14 protein-coding genes are annotated in these 15,209 nt (G+C 75.7%); 7 read left to right on the top strand and 7 right to left on the bottom strand.

Annotated elements, in window-relative coordinates; translation table 11 throughout:
• Positions 1 to 364: 364 nt before the first annotated feature.
• Positions 365 to 1,090 (top strand): hypothetical protein, encoded by a 726-nt coding sequence (locus tag ACIQBJ_RS22245; RefSeq protein ID WP_400713133.1) that lies wholly within the window; start codon positions 365 to 367, stop codon positions 1,088 to 1,090.
• Positions 1,091 to 1,165: 75 nt separating this feature from the next.
• Here the strand turns inward: ACIQBJ_RS22245 and dapC are convergent, their stop codons facing one another.
• Positions 1,166 to 2,311, bottom strand: a complete 1,146-nt coding sequence (dapC, locus tag ACIQBJ_RS22240) for a succinyldiaminopimelate transaminase (RefSeq protein WP_400713130.1) — start codon at positions 2,309 to 2,311, stop codon at positions 1,166 to 1,168.
• A gap of 22 nt (positions 2,312 to 2,333) precedes the next feature.
• Positions 2,334 to 2,660, bottom strand: coding sequence for a ferredoxin (gene fdxA, locus ACIQBJ_RS22235; RefSeq protein ID WP_030459925.1), 327 nt, complete (start codon positions 2,658 to 2,660; stop codon positions 2,334 to 2,336).
• Positions 2,661 to 2,856: 196 nt separating this feature from the next.
• Between fdxA and ACIQBJ_RS22230 the strand changes: the two genes are divergently transcribed.
• Together ACIQBJ_RS22230 and ACIQBJ_RS22225 are read left to right on the top strand one after the other, a co-directional pair.
• Positions 2,857 to 3,795, top strand: a complete 939-nt coding sequence (locus ACIQBJ_RS22230) for a GNAT family N-acetyltransferase (RefSeq protein ID WP_400713127.1) — start codon at positions 2,857 to 2,859, stop codon at positions 3,793 to 3,795.
• 49 nt (positions 3,796 to 3,844) lie between these two features.
• A complete protein-coding gene (locus ACIQBJ_RS22225; RefSeq protein ID WP_400713124.1) occupies positions 3,845 to 4,711 on the top strand; it encodes a transglutaminase family protein in 867 nt (288 codons plus the stop codon).
• Positions 4,712 to 4,730: 19 nt separating this feature from the next.
• Here the strand turns inward: ACIQBJ_RS22225 and ACIQBJ_RS22220 are convergent, their stop codons facing one another.
• From ACIQBJ_RS22220 to ACIQBJ_RS22200, 5 genes are all read right to left on the bottom strand, one after another.
• The gene (locus ACIQBJ_RS22220) at positions 4,731 to 5,333 is read right to left on the bottom strand and encodes a response regulator (protein ID WP_400713121.1); all 603 of its coding nucleotides are present in this window, start codon (positions 5,331 to 5,333) and stop codon (positions 4,731 to 4,733) included.
• A gap of 37 nt (positions 5,334 to 5,370) precedes the next feature.
• Positions 5,371 to 6,603 (bottom strand): sensor histidine kinase, encoded by a 1,233-nt coding sequence (locus ACIQBJ_RS22215; RefSeq protein WP_400713118.1) that lies wholly within the window; start codon positions 6,601 to 6,603, stop codon positions 5,371 to 5,373.
• An 8-nt stretch (positions 6,604 to 6,611) separates the two neighbouring features.
• Positions 6,612 to 7,334 carry an ABC transporter permease gene (locus tag ACIQBJ_RS22210; RefSeq protein ID WP_400713115.1) on the bottom strand — a complete coding sequence of 241 codons (723 nt, stop codon included), beginning with the start codon at positions 7,332 to 7,334 and terminating at the stop codon, positions 6,612 to 6,614.
• The gene (locus tag ACIQBJ_RS22205) at positions 7,331 to 8,305 is read right to left on the bottom strand and encodes an ABC transporter ATP-binding protein (protein WP_400713112.1); all 975 of its coding nucleotides are present in this window, start codon (positions 8,303 to 8,305) and stop codon (positions 7,331 to 7,333) included. The genes ACIQBJ_RS22210 and ACIQBJ_RS22205 overlap by 4 nt, the downstream gene beginning before the upstream one ends.
• Before the next feature lie 120 nt (positions 8,306 to 8,425).
• A complete protein-coding gene (locus ACIQBJ_RS22200) occupies positions 8,426 to 10,555 on the bottom strand; it encodes an alpha/beta fold hydrolase (protein ID WP_400713109.1) in 2,130 nt (709 codons plus the stop codon).
• Between the two features lie 244 nt (positions 10,556 to 10,799).
• Between ACIQBJ_RS22200 and ACIQBJ_RS22195 the strand changes: the two genes are divergently transcribed.
• From ACIQBJ_RS22195 to ACIQBJ_RS22180, 4 genes are all read left to right on the top strand, one after another.
• Positions 10,800 to 10,994, top strand: a complete 195-nt coding sequence (locus ACIQBJ_RS22195) for a DUF2304 domain-containing protein (RefSeq protein WP_400713106.1) — start codon at positions 10,800 to 10,802, stop codon at positions 10,992 to 10,994.
• Positions 10,995 to 11,060: 66 nt separating this feature from the next.
• Positions 11,061 to 11,951, top strand: a complete 891-nt coding sequence (mshB, locus tag ACIQBJ_RS22190) for an N-acetyl-1-D-myo-inositol-2-amino-2-deoxy-alpha-D-glucopyranoside deacetylase (RefSeq protein WP_400713103.1) — start codon at positions 11,061 to 11,063, stop codon at positions 11,949 to 11,951.
• On the top strand, positions 11,948 to 12,403 hold the full coding sequence (locus ACIQBJ_RS22185; RefSeq protein ID WP_400713100.1) for a DUF6113 family protein: 456 nt from the start codon (positions 11,948 to 11,950) through the stop codon (positions 12,401 to 12,403). Before mshB ends, ACIQBJ_RS22185 begins: the two co-directional genes overlap by 4 nt.
• A 295-nt stretch (positions 12,404 to 12,698) precedes the next feature.
• Positions 12,699 to 15,050, top strand: coding sequence for a hypothetical protein (locus tag ACIQBJ_RS22180; protein WP_400713097.1), 2,352 nt, complete (start codon positions 12,699 to 12,701; stop codon positions 15,048 to 15,050).
• Positions 15,051 to 15,209 lie beyond the last annotated feature (159 nt).

The raw sequence follows: 15,209 nt of genomic DNA, 5'->3' as shown, positions 1-15,209 counted from the left end.
CCGCGGCGGGGCAGTGACCCGCCGACGGTGCGTTGACGCACTGGTGCGCGGGTTACCGCCGGGCGGGTGATTCGTGTCAACCCCCGCTGACGGCGGCACCCCGGTCGGGCGACCTCGGGACCGGCGCGCGGACGGGCCGTCACGGACCCGTCCCGCCAAGGGAAGTGACGGTTCCGCAGGGGGTGGTGGTCGACCCGGGCGCTGCGGAATGCCCGAAAATGCCCCATCCCCCCTTTGCCAACCCTTGACCATGACCGGCCGAAACCTTCCCGGTGCTCCTGCGGTCATACACGACGCCCGCCGGACGGCACGCCCCCGCGCCGCCCGTCCGGCGGACCGTTGACCTCACCTCTCTAGGAGCGCCATGTCCTTCCCCCTCACGCGCCGGATCGCCCAGGCCGCGCTGGTCGTCGCCGCCACCGCGGCGCCGCTGGTGGCCGCGGGCGCCGCCTCCGCCACCGAGGTGGTGCCGCAGACCGACCTGGGCGCCGGCGTGACCAAGCTGGCCGCCGTCCCGAACTCGGGCGACACGGTGCAGGGGGCGACCCACGAGCTCGGCCACGTGGTCGGCACCACCGGTGCCGCCACCCTGGCGGCGGGCGGCCCGGCGGCCGGCGACGCGGCCGGCAACACCGTGGCGCACTCCCTGCCCTCCACCGACGACGCGCTCGGCGGCCTGGGCCCGGTCGGCAAGGCCGGCCAGCTGACCGGCTCGCTCGACACGCTGACCGAGCGGGTCGCCCCGGCGGTCGAGGAGAAGGTCGGCCCGGCGGTCACCGACAAGGTCGTCCCGGCCGCCCACAAGGCCACCGCCAGCCCGCTGCAGACCGTGACCAAGGGCCTGCCCACCGGCAAGCTGACCCAGTCGCTGCCGGCCGCCGACAAGCTCGGCCCGGTCACCGGGGTCGTCCAGTCGCTGCCGGTGGCCGGCACCGTCGCGGGCCTGACCGAGCACGAGTCCGCCAACCGCCTCGGCGGGATGCCCGCGCTGGGCGGCGGCAACAGCCCGCTCGGCGGCCTGACCGGCGCGCTCGGCCCGGTCGGCGGCCTGCTCGGCGGCGTGGGCGGCGGCGGCCTGCCGATCGGCTGACCCCGCGTCGGGGCACAGTGCGCGGAAGGGGCGGAGCCGACCGGCTCCGCCCCTTCCGCGCACCCCGTCGGGGCGTCAGCGCTTGAGCCGCTCCACCGCCGCGGCCACCCGCTCGTCGGTGGCGGTGAACGCCACCCGGACGAAGCGGTCGCCGGCCGGGCCGTAGAAGTCGCCGGGCGCCACCAGGATGCCCAGGGCGGCCAGTTCGGCCACCGTCTCCCAGCACGGCCGGTCCTGGGTCGCCCACAGGTACAGGCTCGCCTCGGAGTGCTCGATCCGGAAGCCGTACGCCTCCAGCGCGGCCCGCAGCGCGCTGCGCCGCTGGGCGTAGCGGGCCCGCTGCTCGGCCACGTGCGCGTCGTCGGCGAGCGCGGCCGCGGTGGCCGCCTGCACCGGCGCGGGCACGATCATGCCGCCGTGCTTGCGGACCTCCAGCAGTTCGCGGACCACCACCGGGTCGCCGGCCGCGAAGGAGGCCCGGTAGCCGGCCAGGTTGGAGCGCTTGGAGAGCGAGTGCACGGCCAGCAGGCCCTCGTGCGAGCCGCCGCACACCGAGGGGTGCAGCACGGACACCGGCTCGGCGTCCCAGCCCAGTTCGAGGTAGCACTCGTCGCTGACCAGCAGCACCCGGTGCGCCCGGGCCCACTCGACGGCGCGGCGCAGTTCGTCCGCGCCGAGCACCCGGCCGGTCGGGTTGGACGGCGAGTTCAGCCAGAGCAGCCGGACCTTGGAGCCGTCCAGCTCGTCGACGTCCTCGTACGCGACCGGTTCGGCGCCGCACAGCAGCGCCCCGACCTCGTAGGTGGGGTAGGCGAGCTTCGGGTAGGCGACCTGGTCGCCGGGGCCGAGGCCGAGCTGTCCCGGCAGCCAGGCCACCAGTTCCTTGGAGCCGACGGTGGGGAGGACGGCCTCGGGGCCGATCTCCGCGCCGCAGCGGCGGTTCAGCCACCCGGCGATCGCGTCGCGCAGCGACAGCGGGCCCCACACGGTGGGGTAGCCGGGGGTGTCGGTGTGCGCGGCCAGCGCCCGCTGGACCAGCTCCGGCACCGGGTCGACGGGGGTGCCGACCGAGAAGTCGCACAGCCCGTCGGGGTGGGCCTCGGCCGTCCGCTTGTAGGGCTCCAGCTTGTCCCAGGGGAAGACCGGCAGGCGGTCGGATACGCGGCGCGCCGCCCCCGGGTGGCCCGGGAACGGCGCGTGCGTGCTGTCGTTGGTGCTCACAGCGTGGATGCCACCGATCGGCTCAGTGTTCGGCGTTCTGCGGGGGCAGCGCGGCGATGAACGGGTGGTCGCGCTCGATCAGGCCGAGCTTGGAGGCGCCGCCGGGCGAGCCCAGGTCGTCGAAGAACTCCACGTTCGCCTTGTAGTAGTCCTTCCACTCCTCCGGGGTGTCGTCCTCGTAGAAGATCGCCTCGACCGGGCAGACCGGCTCGCAGGCGCCGCAGTCGACGCACTCGTCCGGGTGGATGTAGAGGGAGCGCTCACCCTCGTAGATGCAGTCGACGGGGCACTCTTCGATGCACGCCTTGTCCTTCACGTCGACACAAGGCTGCGCGATGACGTAGGTCACGCTGTCGTTCCTCCTCGGAAGGGCTGCCGCCCTACTGTTTACTCGGTCGCGCAGTGCGCGCGGCGTCGTCGATGCCCGCACCTAGTATCGCGGGTCGACGACCGCAAATGCACAGGAGGTGCCGTTGATGCTCGGCGGAGTACCGCTCGAGTCCCGTCCGGAGGTCCGGATAGACCGCTCTGACGTGGGACGACGCGTGTCGGTCCGGCGTCTGGACGGCGTGGCGGACGGCCGTCCGCAGTTCCGCGATGTGATCGGCGTGCTCACCGGTTGGGACGACAGCGGGTTGACGGTCGAGCCGCGCACCGGCCCCGGGGTGCGGATCGCCGCCGAACTGCTGGTCGCGGGCAAGGCGGTGCCCCCGTTCCCGGCCCGCCGCCGGCCGGCCCCGGCGGTCTCCCCGCTCGCGCTCCAGCGGATCGCCGCGCGCGGCTGGCCCGCGGTCGAGCAGGAGCCGCTCGGCGAGTGGACGCTGCGCGCCTCGTCCGGGTTCACCCGGCGCGCCAACTCGGTGCAGGCGCTGGGCGATCCGGGCGTGCCGCTGGACGAGGCGCTGCGCCTGGTGGCGGACTGGTACGCGGCCCGCGGGCTGCCCGCCCACGTCGAACTGGTCTCGCCGGGCGCGCCGGACGGCCTGGCCGCCGCGCTGGAGCGCTTCGGCGCCGCCCTGGCGCCGACCCTGGTGCGCACCGCGCCGCTCGGCGAACTGGCCCGGGCGGGCGACGGGCCGGACGTCCGGCTGGCCCGCGCCGCCGGCCCGGAGTGGCTGGCGCTGTACCGCCGGGTCGGCGACGACCCGGCCCTGGAGGCCGCCGCCACCGCCGTGCTGCACGGCGGGCCCTCGGTCTGGTTCGGCCACGTGCCGGGCCCGGACGGCGCCCCGCTGGCGATCGGCCGCCTGGCGGTGGACGGCGACTGGGCCTGCTTCGGCGCGGTCGAGGTCGTCCCGGCCGCCCGCCGCCGCGGGCTGGCCACCGCCGTGATGGCCCGACTGGCGTCCCGGGCCGCCGAGGAGGGCGCCACCGGCGCCTACCTGCAGGTCGAGGCCGAGAACAGCGGCGCGATCGCCCTGTACGACGGCCTGGGCTTCACGACCAGTCACACTTACCACTACGCCCGCCTCTCCCAGCGGTAGCGTGCACCACCTGAAGTGAGCCACGACCGCTGCCGAACCGAAGGCCGCAGTGACCGAGCAGAGCAGAAACCGCTTCCGTGCCGAGGCCCGGGCCGAGCGCCCCGACCCGGTGCTGCTGTGCCTGCTCGCCGCCGCCGAGCACACCCTCGGCGACCCCGGCGACAGTGAACAGCCCGACCCGGACACCCTCCTGACCGCCTGTCAGGCCGCGCTGGACCGGCATGCCGCCGCCATCCGCGAGGCCGTCGCGGAGCGGCGCCCGAGCGGCCCCGAGGAGACCGCCGCGCTGCTCGCGGCGGTGCTCGGCGGGCGCGAGCGCTTCCACGGCCGGCAGTCCGACTACCTGCGGCTGGAGTCCTCGCTGCTGCCGGAGGTGCTGCGCCGCCGCCGCGGGCTGCCGATCACGCTCTCGCTGGTCTGGTCGGCGGTCGCCGCCCGGGCCGGCCTGACCGTGCACGGCATCGCGCTGCCGGGGCACTTCATCGTGGCGGTGGGCGGCCCGGCGGGCGGCGACGAGTACGTGCTGGCCGACCCGTTCCACGGCGGCCGGCTGCTCGACGTCCCGGACGTCGAGCGCCTGGTGGCCGCCTCCGGGCACCGCTACTCGCCCGAACTGCTGACCCCCGCCCAGCCCTTGGACCTGGTGCTGCGGGTCCTGGGCAACATCCGCCGCTGGGCCGCCGACCGCCCGGAGCACGCCCGCACCCAGCTCTGGGCCGCCGAGCTGGCCCTGCTGCTGCCCCGGCACCCGGCGCAACTGCGCCTGGAGCGGGCCGAGTTGCTGGTCAAGACCGGCGACTTCCTGGGCGGCGCGGCCGAGATGGACTCCTACGCGGAGATCCTCGACGCCTTCGACCCGGAGAGCGCCGCCAAGGTCCGCCAGGAGGCCAAGTCCGCCCGCCACCGCCTGAACTGACCGGGCGGCGGCGGGGCCGCTACAGCCAGCCCTTCTCGCGGGCGACCCGGACCGCCTCGGCCCGGTTCCGGGCGGCGGTCTTCTGGATCGCCATCGACAGGTAGTTGCGGACCGTCCCCTCGGACAGGTGCAGGCGCCGCGCGATCTCGGCGTTGACCGCACCGTCGGCGGCGGCGGCCAGCACCTCGCGCTCGCGGGCGGTCAGCGGGTTGGCCCCCTCGGAGAGGGCGGCCGCGGCCAGCGTCGGGTCGATCACCTTCTCGCCGCGCAGCACCCGCCGGATCGCCTCGGCGAGCTGTGCGGCGGGCGCGTCCTTGACCAGGAAGGCGTCGGCCCCGTACTCCATGGCGCGGCGCAGGTAGCCGGGCCGGCCGAAGGTGGTGGCGATGACCACCTTGGTCCGCGGCCGGGCCTTGCGGATCTCGCCGCAGGCGTCGATGCCGGTCATCCCGGGCATCTCGATGTCCAGGACGGCGACGTCGACGTCGTGCTCCGTCACCGCCGCCACCACCTCGTCGCCGCGCGAGACCTGCGCGACCACCTCCAGGTCGTCCTCCAGCGAGAGCAGCGCGGCGAGCGCCTCCCGCACCATGCCCTGGTCCTCGGCGAGCAGAACTCGCACCGGTCGTCCACCCGTTGCTTCGGTCACGCGGGGCAGCCTATTGCCCGCTGGGGCCGGGCAGCAGCGGAACCAGGGCGCGGAGCCGGAAGCCCTTGCCGCGGTCGGCCGGTCCGGTGACGAGCCGGCCGCCGACCTGTTCGAGCCGTTCGCCGAGGCCGGAGAGGCCGTTGCCGGCCCCGGACTTGCCGGGCCCGGGCCCGTTGTCGACGACCTCCAGGACGGCGTAGCGCCCGTCCTCCTCCCAGGTCTCGTCGAGGTGGACGGTGCAGCGGGTGGCGCCGGCGCCGTGCCGGACCACGTTGGTGACGGCCTCGCGCAGCGCCCAGGCGAGCACGCCGGACTCCTCGGCGCCGAGGCCGGGGCGCTCCTCGGCGAGCCGGGGGTCGGCGTCGAGCTGGATCTGGCTGGCGGTCAACGCGGTCCGGGCGGCGGCGAGTTCGACCGGGAGGGTGGGGCGGCGGAAGCCGGTGACGGCCTCCCGGACGTCGGTGAGGGACTGCCGGGCGACCTGCTCGATGTCGGCGACCTGGGCGCGGGCCTCGGGGCCCTTGCCGGCGTCCATCAGCCGGCCGGCCAGCTCGCCCTTGATCGCGATCAGCGAGAGCGAGTGCCCGAGCAGGTCGTGCAGGTCGCGGGCCAGCCGGAGCCGCTCCTCGGAGGCGGCGAGGTGCGCCACGGCGGCTCGGGCCTCCTTCAACTCCCGCATGGTGGCGACGAGTTTCTGCATGCTGTACATCGCGACGCCGGCCAGCAGGCAGGGCAGGCCGATGCTGACCATCGTCCCGGCGTCGGCCCGGATGACGAGGCCGACCAGGACGAAGACCGCGGTGACGCCGAGGATGCCGCCGATCGCCCGGCGGCCGGGCATCACCACCGAGGCGCAGACCGAGGTGTAGGTGAACAGGGTCAGCCAGGCCTCGCCGAGGGTGACCGAGGTGACGATCGCGATCAGCAGCATCAGGCCGAGCGGCACCCGCTCCGCGAGCTGGCCGAAGGCCGGCCGGTTCCGCATCACCACCACGCCGAGGTAGGCGCCCAGGAAGAGCACCAGGGCCCCGGCCCCGGCGACGGTGGCGGCGGCGGTGTGCCGGCCGGTCGTCAGGTCCTGGACGGGGTAGGCGAGGTAGAGCGCCCAGATCGCCGTCCAGGTGAGCTTGACGAGCAGTTGGCGGCGGGTCTCGACCGTGGCCCCGGGGTAGGTGGTCCAGCGGCCGTCCGGCCCGGCCTCCCCGGACTGGTCGGGGTGGCGGGCCGGTGCGGGCGTCTGCATGCGGGCCATCATGCCTGCCGGGCGTCCTTGCGGTACAGGTGGGCCGCGGCGGCGGTGAAGAGCACCAGGAAGCCGCCCAGGGCGAGGATCGGGACGACCGCGACGCCCTGGCCGTGGACGAACGAGGCGAGCTGGTTGTAGTCGTAGACCGGGTTGAACCGGGCGTAGGTCTTCAGCGAGTCGCCGACCGGGAACCAGGTGCCGCCGAACAGCGCCATCAGCATGTAGACGATCATCACGACGGGCTGGATCGCGTCCGGCTCGGCGGCGTAGCCGAGGGCGACGCCGAGCGCGGCGAAGACGAAGCTGCCGAGCCAGAGCGCGGCGCCGAGGCCGAGCCACTGGGCGGCGGTGAGGTCGACGCCCTCGATCGCGCCGATCACGAAGACCACCAGGATCGCGGGCAGCGTGGTGACCGCGCAGGCGGCGATCTTGCCGAGGGTGTAGGCCCGGCCGGGCAGTGCGGTGAGCCGCAGTTGGCGGGTCCAGCCGCTCTTGCGCTCCAGCGAGATCCGCTGGGCGGAGCCGGTGAGCACCGCGCCGACCGCGCCGAAGGTGGCCATCGAGACCATGAAGTACGACTTGACGGAGACTCCGTCGGCCACCGTGCCGCCGCTGCCGTAGGCGCTGATGAAGAAGACGTACAGCAGCGCGGGGTAGAGCACCGTGAACATCAGGTACCGCTTGTTGCGCAGGGTGCGCAGGATCTCCAGCTTGATCAGGGTGGTCATCGCGCGCTCTCCTCGTGGTCCCGGTCGTCCTGGTCGTCCTGGTCGTCCTGCTCGCCGGTGATGGTCAGGAAGGCCTGCTCCAGGCCGAGGCTGGTGACCTCCAGCCCGCGCGGGTACAGGCCCGCCTTGTAGAGCGCGGCCACGCCGGCGTCGGCGTCGGCGGAGCGGATGCGGACGGTGCGGACGCCGTCGGCGCGGACGCTGACGTCCAGTCCGACGGTGCCGGGCAGGGCGCGCAGCACGGTCTCGTCGAAGGCGCCGCCGTCGGAGGGGTGCAGTTCGAAGCCGATCCGGCGGGCGCCGGCCCGGGCCTTGATCTCGGCGGAGGAGCCGTCGGCGATCAGCCGGCCCTTGTGCAGGACCAGCACCCGGTCGGCGATGGAGTCGGCCTCCTCCAGGTAGTGGGTGGCGAACAGCACGGTGCGCCCGGCGTCGGCCTGGGCCCGCATCGCGGCCCAGAACTGCTGGCGGACCGAGACGTCCATGCCGGTGGTGGGCTCGTCCAGGACGATCAGGTCGTTGGCCCCGGCCACCGCGAGGGCGAACCGGACCCGCTGCTCCTGGCCGCCGGAGAGCTTGTCGACCCGGCGGTCGGCGAGTTCGGTGATCCCGGCGGTGGCCAGCACCTGGTCGACCGGGTGGCCCTTGGGGTGCACCTTGCAGGCCAGTTCGACGATCTCGCGGACCTTGACGTCGCTCATCAGGCCGCCGCTCTGCAACATCGCGCCGACCCGGCCGGCCGCGATCGCGGCCCGCGGGGTGCCGCCGAACAGCTCGACGGTGCCGCTGTCGGGCTCGCGCAGGCCCAGCAGCAGGTCGAGGCTGCTGGACTTGCCCGCGCCGTTGGGTCCGAGCAGGGCGACCGTCTCGCCCGGTCGCAGCACCAGGTCGAGGCCGTTCACCGCCTTCACCCGGCCGTAGCTCCTGCTGACGTTCCGGAAGGCCGCGACCTCCCCCGTTCCCGTCGTCATCTCCACCAAGTCCCTTCGAGAGCCGTTCTCTCCGACTCCTCCAGGTTCCTCGGGACGGGGGTGGCCGCGGCAGTGTGCGCCGTCGTGACCTCCGCATGACGGATGTCACGGCGGGAACCGTTACAGCGGCCGCCCCGGCAGGCCGAGCGACTCCTTCAGGAAGCGCACCTGGAGCAGCAGCAGGTTCTCCGCGACCTCCTCCTGCGGCGTCATGTGGGTGACCCCGGACAGCGGCAGCACGGTGTGCGGCCGGCCGGCCGCGAGCAGCGCGGTGGACAGCCGCAGGCTGTGCGCGACCACCACGTTGTCGTCGGCCAGGCCGTGCACGATCATCAGCGGCCGGCGCAGCGCGGGGGCCAGCTCCACCAGCGAGTTGGCCCGGTACGCCTCGGGTTCGGTCGCGGGGTGGCCGTAGTAGCGCTCGGTGTAGTGGGTGTCGTAGAGCTCGTGCTCGGTGACGGGCGCGCCGGCCACCGCGGCGTGGAACACCTCGGGGGCGCGCAGCACGGCGGCGGCGGCCAGGTAGCCGCCGTAGGACCAGCCGCGGATCGCGACCCTGCCGAGGTCGAGCGGGAACTGCTCGGCGAGCGCGTGCAGCGCGTCGACCTGGTCCTCGACCGAGACCTCGGCGGTCCGCCGGCTGATCGACTTCTCCCAGCCGGGGCTGTGCCCGGGGGTGCCGCGCCCGTCCGCGACGATCACCGCGAAACCCTGGTCGGCGAACCACTGCGACACCAGGTGCGGGTTGTGCGCCTGCACCACCCGCTGCCCGTGCGGGCCGCCGTACGGGTCCATCAGCACCGGCAGCGCCCCGTCGGTGTCCGGGTCGTAGCCGGTGGGCAGCAGCACCGCGCACGGGATCCGCCGCTCCCCGGCGAACCGGAACACCGGACGGGCCGTCAGCAGCGGGGTGTCGGCGTACGAGGCGATCACCCGGGGCTCGGTGCCGGCCCGCAGCACGGTGGCGGTGCTGCCGGGGCGCAGCGGGTGTGCGGTGGTGAGCACGGTGGTGCCGCCGGCCCGGACGGCGCCGAGCGCGCCGTCGCCGACCTCCCGGACGCCGTCCGGCCCGGCCTCGAAGACGCCGAGCCAGCCGGGCGGGCGCCGCTCGAACTCGGCGGCCCCGGTGGAGGCGGTGAACAGCACGCCGTCCTCGTCGGCCCCGAGCACCGCGCGGACATGCAGCCCGGCGTCGGTGGCGGCCTCCTCGCCGACCAGCAGGACCCGGGCGCCGTCCCGGTCGGCGATCCGCACCAGCCGCCCGTCGGCGGCCCGGACCGGGACGCCGCGGAACAGCTCCAGCCAGTCCGGGTCGCGCTCGGTCAGCAGCACCCGGGTCTCCCCGGTGGCCGGGTCGGCCTCCAGCAGCAGCTGTTCGCGCTGGTCGCGGGCCTGCACCTGGAGCAGCGGCGGGGCGCCGGCCGCCCAGTGCACCCGGGCCAGGTAGGGGTGCGCGGCGCGGTCCCGGCGGATCTCGGTGCGGGTGCCGTCGAGGCCGAGCAGCCAGAGGTCGACCTCGGCGTTGGGGGTGCCGGCGGCCGGGTAGGCGACCTCGACCGGCGGGCGGTCGGGGTTGGCCGGGTCGGCGATCCACCAGCGGCGCACCGGCCGGTCGTCGACCCGGGCGGCCAGCACCGCGCCGCCGTCGGGGGCCCACCAGTGGCCGCGGTCGCGGGCCATCTCCTCCTGGGCGACGAACTCGGCCTGCCCCCAGCGGACGCCGTCCTCCTCGGGCCCGGCGAGCAGCCGGTCGCCGCTGCCGTCGGCGGCGGTCACCCGCAGCTCGCCGGCCGGGGTGGCGTACGCGACGTGCGTGCCGTCGGGGCTCGGGCGCGGGTCCAGCAGCGGGGTGGCGGCGGGCAGTTCGCGGGCCGCGCCGCTCGCCGTGTCGACCGCGAACAGCCGCCCGGAGAGCACGAACACGGCGGTCCGGGCGGCCGCGTCCAGGGTGTAGCCGACGATCCCGGCGGAGGTCTCCCGGCTGCGTTCGCGGCGGGCCCGCTCGGCGGCGGAGAGTTCCTCGGCGGCGCCGCCGAGCAGTGCCTCCGGGTCGGCGAGCACGGTCTCGGCGCCGGTCGCCACGTCCAGGCTCCAGAGCAGGTTGGCGGCCTGCCCGGTGCCCCGGGAGCGCAGGAACAGCACCCGGGCGCCGTCCGGGGTGACGGTGAACGACCGGGGCGCGCCCGCGGTGAACCGCTGGGTGCGCGCGTACTGCCGGGGGAAGGTGTCGTGCGGCTTCTCGGTGGTCATGCGGCCGACCCTACGGCTCCGGCCCCGGGCGCTCACCCGTACGGCGCAGGCGGCCGCGCCGGGCCCGCACGGCCGTTCGGACCGCCGCTGACCGGCGGCGGCGCACCGGGGTCCGACCCGCCCGACACCCCGGTGGAACTCACGGAACGTCACCCGTTCGTCACCGATCGGGTATCAGTTGACCATCGTTCCGCCCGCCGCCCCGTCCCCGGGGCCGCGCACCCGAGGAAGGGTGTGAGCCGTCATGGCTTTGTCCGTCTCCGCCGTCGTCCTGATGCTCGTCGTGGTCTGGCTCCTGGTCCGCCGCTCCGGTCTGAAGCTGAGTCACGCCCTGGTGTGCGCGCTGCTCGGCTTCTACCTGGCCTCCAGCTCGATCGCCCCGTCGATCCAGCAGGTGACGGCCAACCTGGCCGGGATGATCAACGGCCTGAAGCTCTAGCCGGGGTCGGCACGCCGCGCGGCCTGTCCGGGAGTCCCGCTCCGGGCAGGCCGTAAGCTGCCGGGCATGACCTCCGTACCCGCCCCGGCCGGTGGCCGCGGGCTGCTGCTGGTGCACGCCCACCCCGACGACGAGTCGATCAACAACGGCGGCACCATGGCCCGCTACGCCGCCGAGGGCGTCCGGGTCACCCTGGTGACCTGCACGCTGGGCGAGGGCGGTGAGGTGATCCCGCCGGAGCTGGCCCACCTGGAGCAGTCCCGCGACAACACCCTGGGCGCCCACCGGGTCGGCGAACTCGCCGCCGCGATGCGCGCGTTGGGTGTCACCGACCACCGCTTCCTGGGCGGCCCGGGCCGTTGGCGGGACTCCGGGATGATGGGCGTCCCGGACAACGACGACCCGTCCTGCTTCTGGCGGGCGGACGTCGACGAGGCGGCCGGCCACCTGGTCGCGGTGGTCCGCGAGGTCCGCCCGCAGGTGCTGGTGACGTACGACCAGGACGGCGGCTACGGCCACCCCGACCACATCCAGGCCCACCGGGTGGCGATGCGCGCCCACGAGCTGGCCGCCGACCCGGGGTTCCGCCCGGAGCTGGGCGCGCCCTGGCGGATCGCCAAGGTGTACTGGAACCGGGTGCCGCGCTCGGTGGCCGAGGCCGGGCTGCGGGAGACCGCCGCCGAGGCCCGGTTCGGCGGCGTCGCGCCGGTCGAGCAGATCCCCGGCGTGGTGGACGACGCGCTGGTCACCACCGCCGTGGACGTCTCGGCGCAGCTCGGTGCGAAGGCCGCCGCGATGCGGGCGCACGCCACCCAGATCGTGGTGGACGGCCGCCACTTCGCGCTCAGCAACGACCTCGGGCAGCCGCTGCCGGCCACCGAGTACTACGAGCTGGTGCGCGGCCCGCTCGGCCCCGGCTCCCCCGAGACCGACCTGTTCGCGGAGGTGGCGCGGTGAGGTTCCTGCACCTGTTCTTCGGCACCCGCGACCAGCGGGTCGCCGAGCCGCTGCCGCCGCGCGGCCTGCGGGTCGTGCTGTACGCCGTGCTGTTCCTGCTCGGCGCGGCGGCCTCGGTCTGCGGAGCTTTCGTGCAGACCCTGTGGCCCCCGCTGGGCGTGCTGCTGGCGCTGCTGGCCTGCGCCGGGCTGTTCTACGGCGGGCTGCGGGCGACCGGCACCAAGCTCGGCGCGGGCATGGCGCTGGGCGGCTGGTTCCTGGTGCTGGCGGTGCTGATGGCGCCCCGGCCGGAGGGCGACCTGGTGCTGACCACGGCGGTCACCTCGTACGTCTACCTGTTCGGCGGTTCGGTGCTCGGCGTGGTCTGCGCGACCCTGCCGACCCGCACCGGGTTCCTGTTCGGCGGGCCGGTGCCGGAGCCCCGACGGACCGTCAGGGACGGCGGCCGCTAACGCATACCGGGGGGTTTCGGACCATTCGTGTCCCCCGGTCGCCGGACGGGCCGGATTCCTTGTCGGTATGGTGGTGCCTCGGCGGGCCCACCCCCCTGTCCGGCCCGACCGGGCGGGACGGTAGCTTCGGCACCACTCGCGTGGCGGGGCGCTCGCCGCAGCCGACATGTGAACAGCTGATGTCCCCGGGGCCGGTCGGCCCGCCGCACGCCGCACGCCGTCGTCCGTCGGTCACCCGCCCCATACGCAGCGGACGGCCCCGCCGGCCCGGCCGCGAACCCGGAGCAGAGCAGCATTGAGCAGCCGCGAATCTGACAACGCCCACCCGCAGCCCCGCCGCGGTGGCCCCGACGCGTACCCGTCGGGCACCCCGCCGTACGGCACCGGCCTGCCCGGTGGGGTCGGCGCGGACCCGGCCGCCGGACGGACCGCTCCCGGTCCCGCCGACGAGGCCGACACGCCCAAGACGGAGACCACGCTGACCACCCGGGTGCGGATCAACATCCCCGGTTCCCGGCCGATCCCCCCGGTCGTGGTGCAGAGCAAGGTCAAGGACAAGGACGGGAACCGGGGCGGCAAGGCCCGGAGCCGGGCCGAGCAGCCCGCCGCCCCGGCCGCCGACCCGGCGGGTCCGCGCCACCGCAACGGGGGCGGCGACCCGGTGCTCGGCGTGATGGACGCCGGCACCCGCGGCGCGACCGCGCCGGAGCTGCCGCCGGAGTGGCAGGAGCCCGCGCCGAAGCCCTCCGAGGCGGAGTCCACCGGCGAGTGGTTCAAGCCGCGCCAGAAGGGCCGTCAGGAGCCCGCTCCGGCGGGCGCGCCGACCGCCCCGGTGGCCGCCCGCTCCGGCGGCGCCCGGCCGGACGGCCCCGGGACGGCCCCGCAGGGCCGCCCGGCGCCGCACAGCGCCCAGCAGGCCCCGCAGCAGGCCCAGCAGCTCCCGCGCCGGCAGCAGCCCGCGCAGGCCCAGCAGCCGCAGACTCCGCAGCCGCAGGCCCAGCAGCAGCCGCCCGCGCCGCGCCCGTCCGGCGCGCCCGCCTCGCCGTTCGGCCCGGAGGACCCGTCCTCCCGCACCGGCGGGCACCCGATGCCGCCGCAGGGCGACCCGTTCGCGGAGCGGTCGGCGCCGCAGGGCCGGCCGACCCCGCCGCCCGCCGGCCGGGACCCGTTCGCCGGCCCGCCGTCCCAGCACGGCCTGCCCGCCGCGAACGGCCGCCCCGGCGGTTCGCCGGTCCCCGGCCCGGGCTTCCCGGGCGCGGGCGGCGGTGAGCCCGAGGACACCCAGATCGGCGGCTTCGACCCGATCACCGGCGACGACCTGCCGCCGGGGGCGGGCATATCCGCTCCGGCCGGCGGCGAGCCGTTCGCGGACCCGCCCACCACCGAGCTGTTCGGCGGCCCGGCCGCCGACCGGGGGCGGCGGGCCGAGGACCCGCCGACCACCCAGCTGTTCCTGAACGGCCCGGGCGCGGCCGCCCCGGCGGGCACCCCCGCAGCTCCCGCGGACCCCTTCGGCACCGAGCGCCCGCGCCCGGCCGGCGAGGGCGGCGGCCGGTTCGCCGACGTGCCCGCCGCGCAGCCCTTCCCGGGCGGCCCGCGGGCGGCCACCCCGAAGCGGCCGGTGCCGCCCGCCACGGCGCAGGCCCAGGCGGAGTCGGAGGCCGAGCCGGAGCCGGCGTCCGGGTCGAAGGCGGCCCCGAAGGCCCGCGGTGCCCGGAAGCTGCTGCTGACCGCCGCCGTGGCGGTGCTGTTCCTGGGCGCGGCGGGCTACGGCGCCGGCCTGATGATGAACCAGTCCGACATCCCCAAGGGCACCACGGTGCTCGGCACCTCGATCGGCGGCGACTCCCGGGACCAGGCCGTGACGGTGCTGGACGGCTCGGTCGGCAAGATCGGCCGGCAGCCGCTGAAGCTGAAGGTCGGCGACCAGGCGGTGGAGCTGGACCCGGCCAGCGCGGGCCTGTCCTTCGACACCACGGCGACGGTCGACTCGCTCACCCGGCACAGCTACAGCCCGGTGGACGTGTTCGGTTCGCTGACCGGCAGCGGCAAGGCGGTCCAGCCGCAGGTGCGGGTCGACAAGGCCAAGCTGAAGGCCGCGCTGGACGACCTGGGCGCCAAGTCCGGGCAGAGCAGCCTGCAGGAGGGCTTCGTCCGGTTCACCGACGCGGGCACCGCCGAGGTGGTGCCGGGCCGGGCCGGCCAGTCGCTGGACTCGGCCTCCGCGGCCGACAAGGTCGAGCAGGCCTACCGGGACCGGGCGGCGGGCCGGCCGGAGGCCGAGCTGGTGCTGCCGACCGCGGCGGCCCAGCCGAAGGTCGGCCAGGACGCCCTGCAGGCCGCCGCCGACTCGCTCGGCAAGCAGGTGCTGAACGGCAACATCACCGTGTCGTCCGGCGCCAAGCAGTTCGTCTTCGGCCGCAACACCGCGGCCAAGGCGCTGGTGCTGGCCCCGGACGCGTCCGGCACCGTGGTGCTGAAGTGGGACCTGGACAAGCTGGGCACCGCGATCGGCCCGGTCTTCGACAAGCTGAAGACCACCAAGAACGGCCAGCAGGGCCCGATCACCCCGCAGGACGTCGCGGACGCGATCGGCCAGACCATTGCCAAGAGCGGCAAGGACCGGGCCTTCAAGTTCCCGGCCTGACGCTCCGTCAGTCCTCCCCGGCGGGGGGGGGGGGGGGGGGGGGCCCCCCCCCCCCCCCCCCCCCCGGGCGGGGCGCCGCCCCCGCGGGGTCGGGCCGCAGACGCCCCCCCCCCCGCGCCCCCCCCCCCCCCCCCCGGCCGGGCGCAAAAATGGACGGGG

The organism is Kitasatospora sp. NPDC088391 (assembly GCF_044753345.1).
Classification (GTDB): domain Bacteria; phylum Actinomycetota; class Actinomycetes; order Streptomycetales; family Streptomycetaceae; genus Kitasatospora.
Note: the sequence above shows the minus strand (reverse complement) of the source record. Positions and strands in the feature narration are given on the sequence as shown.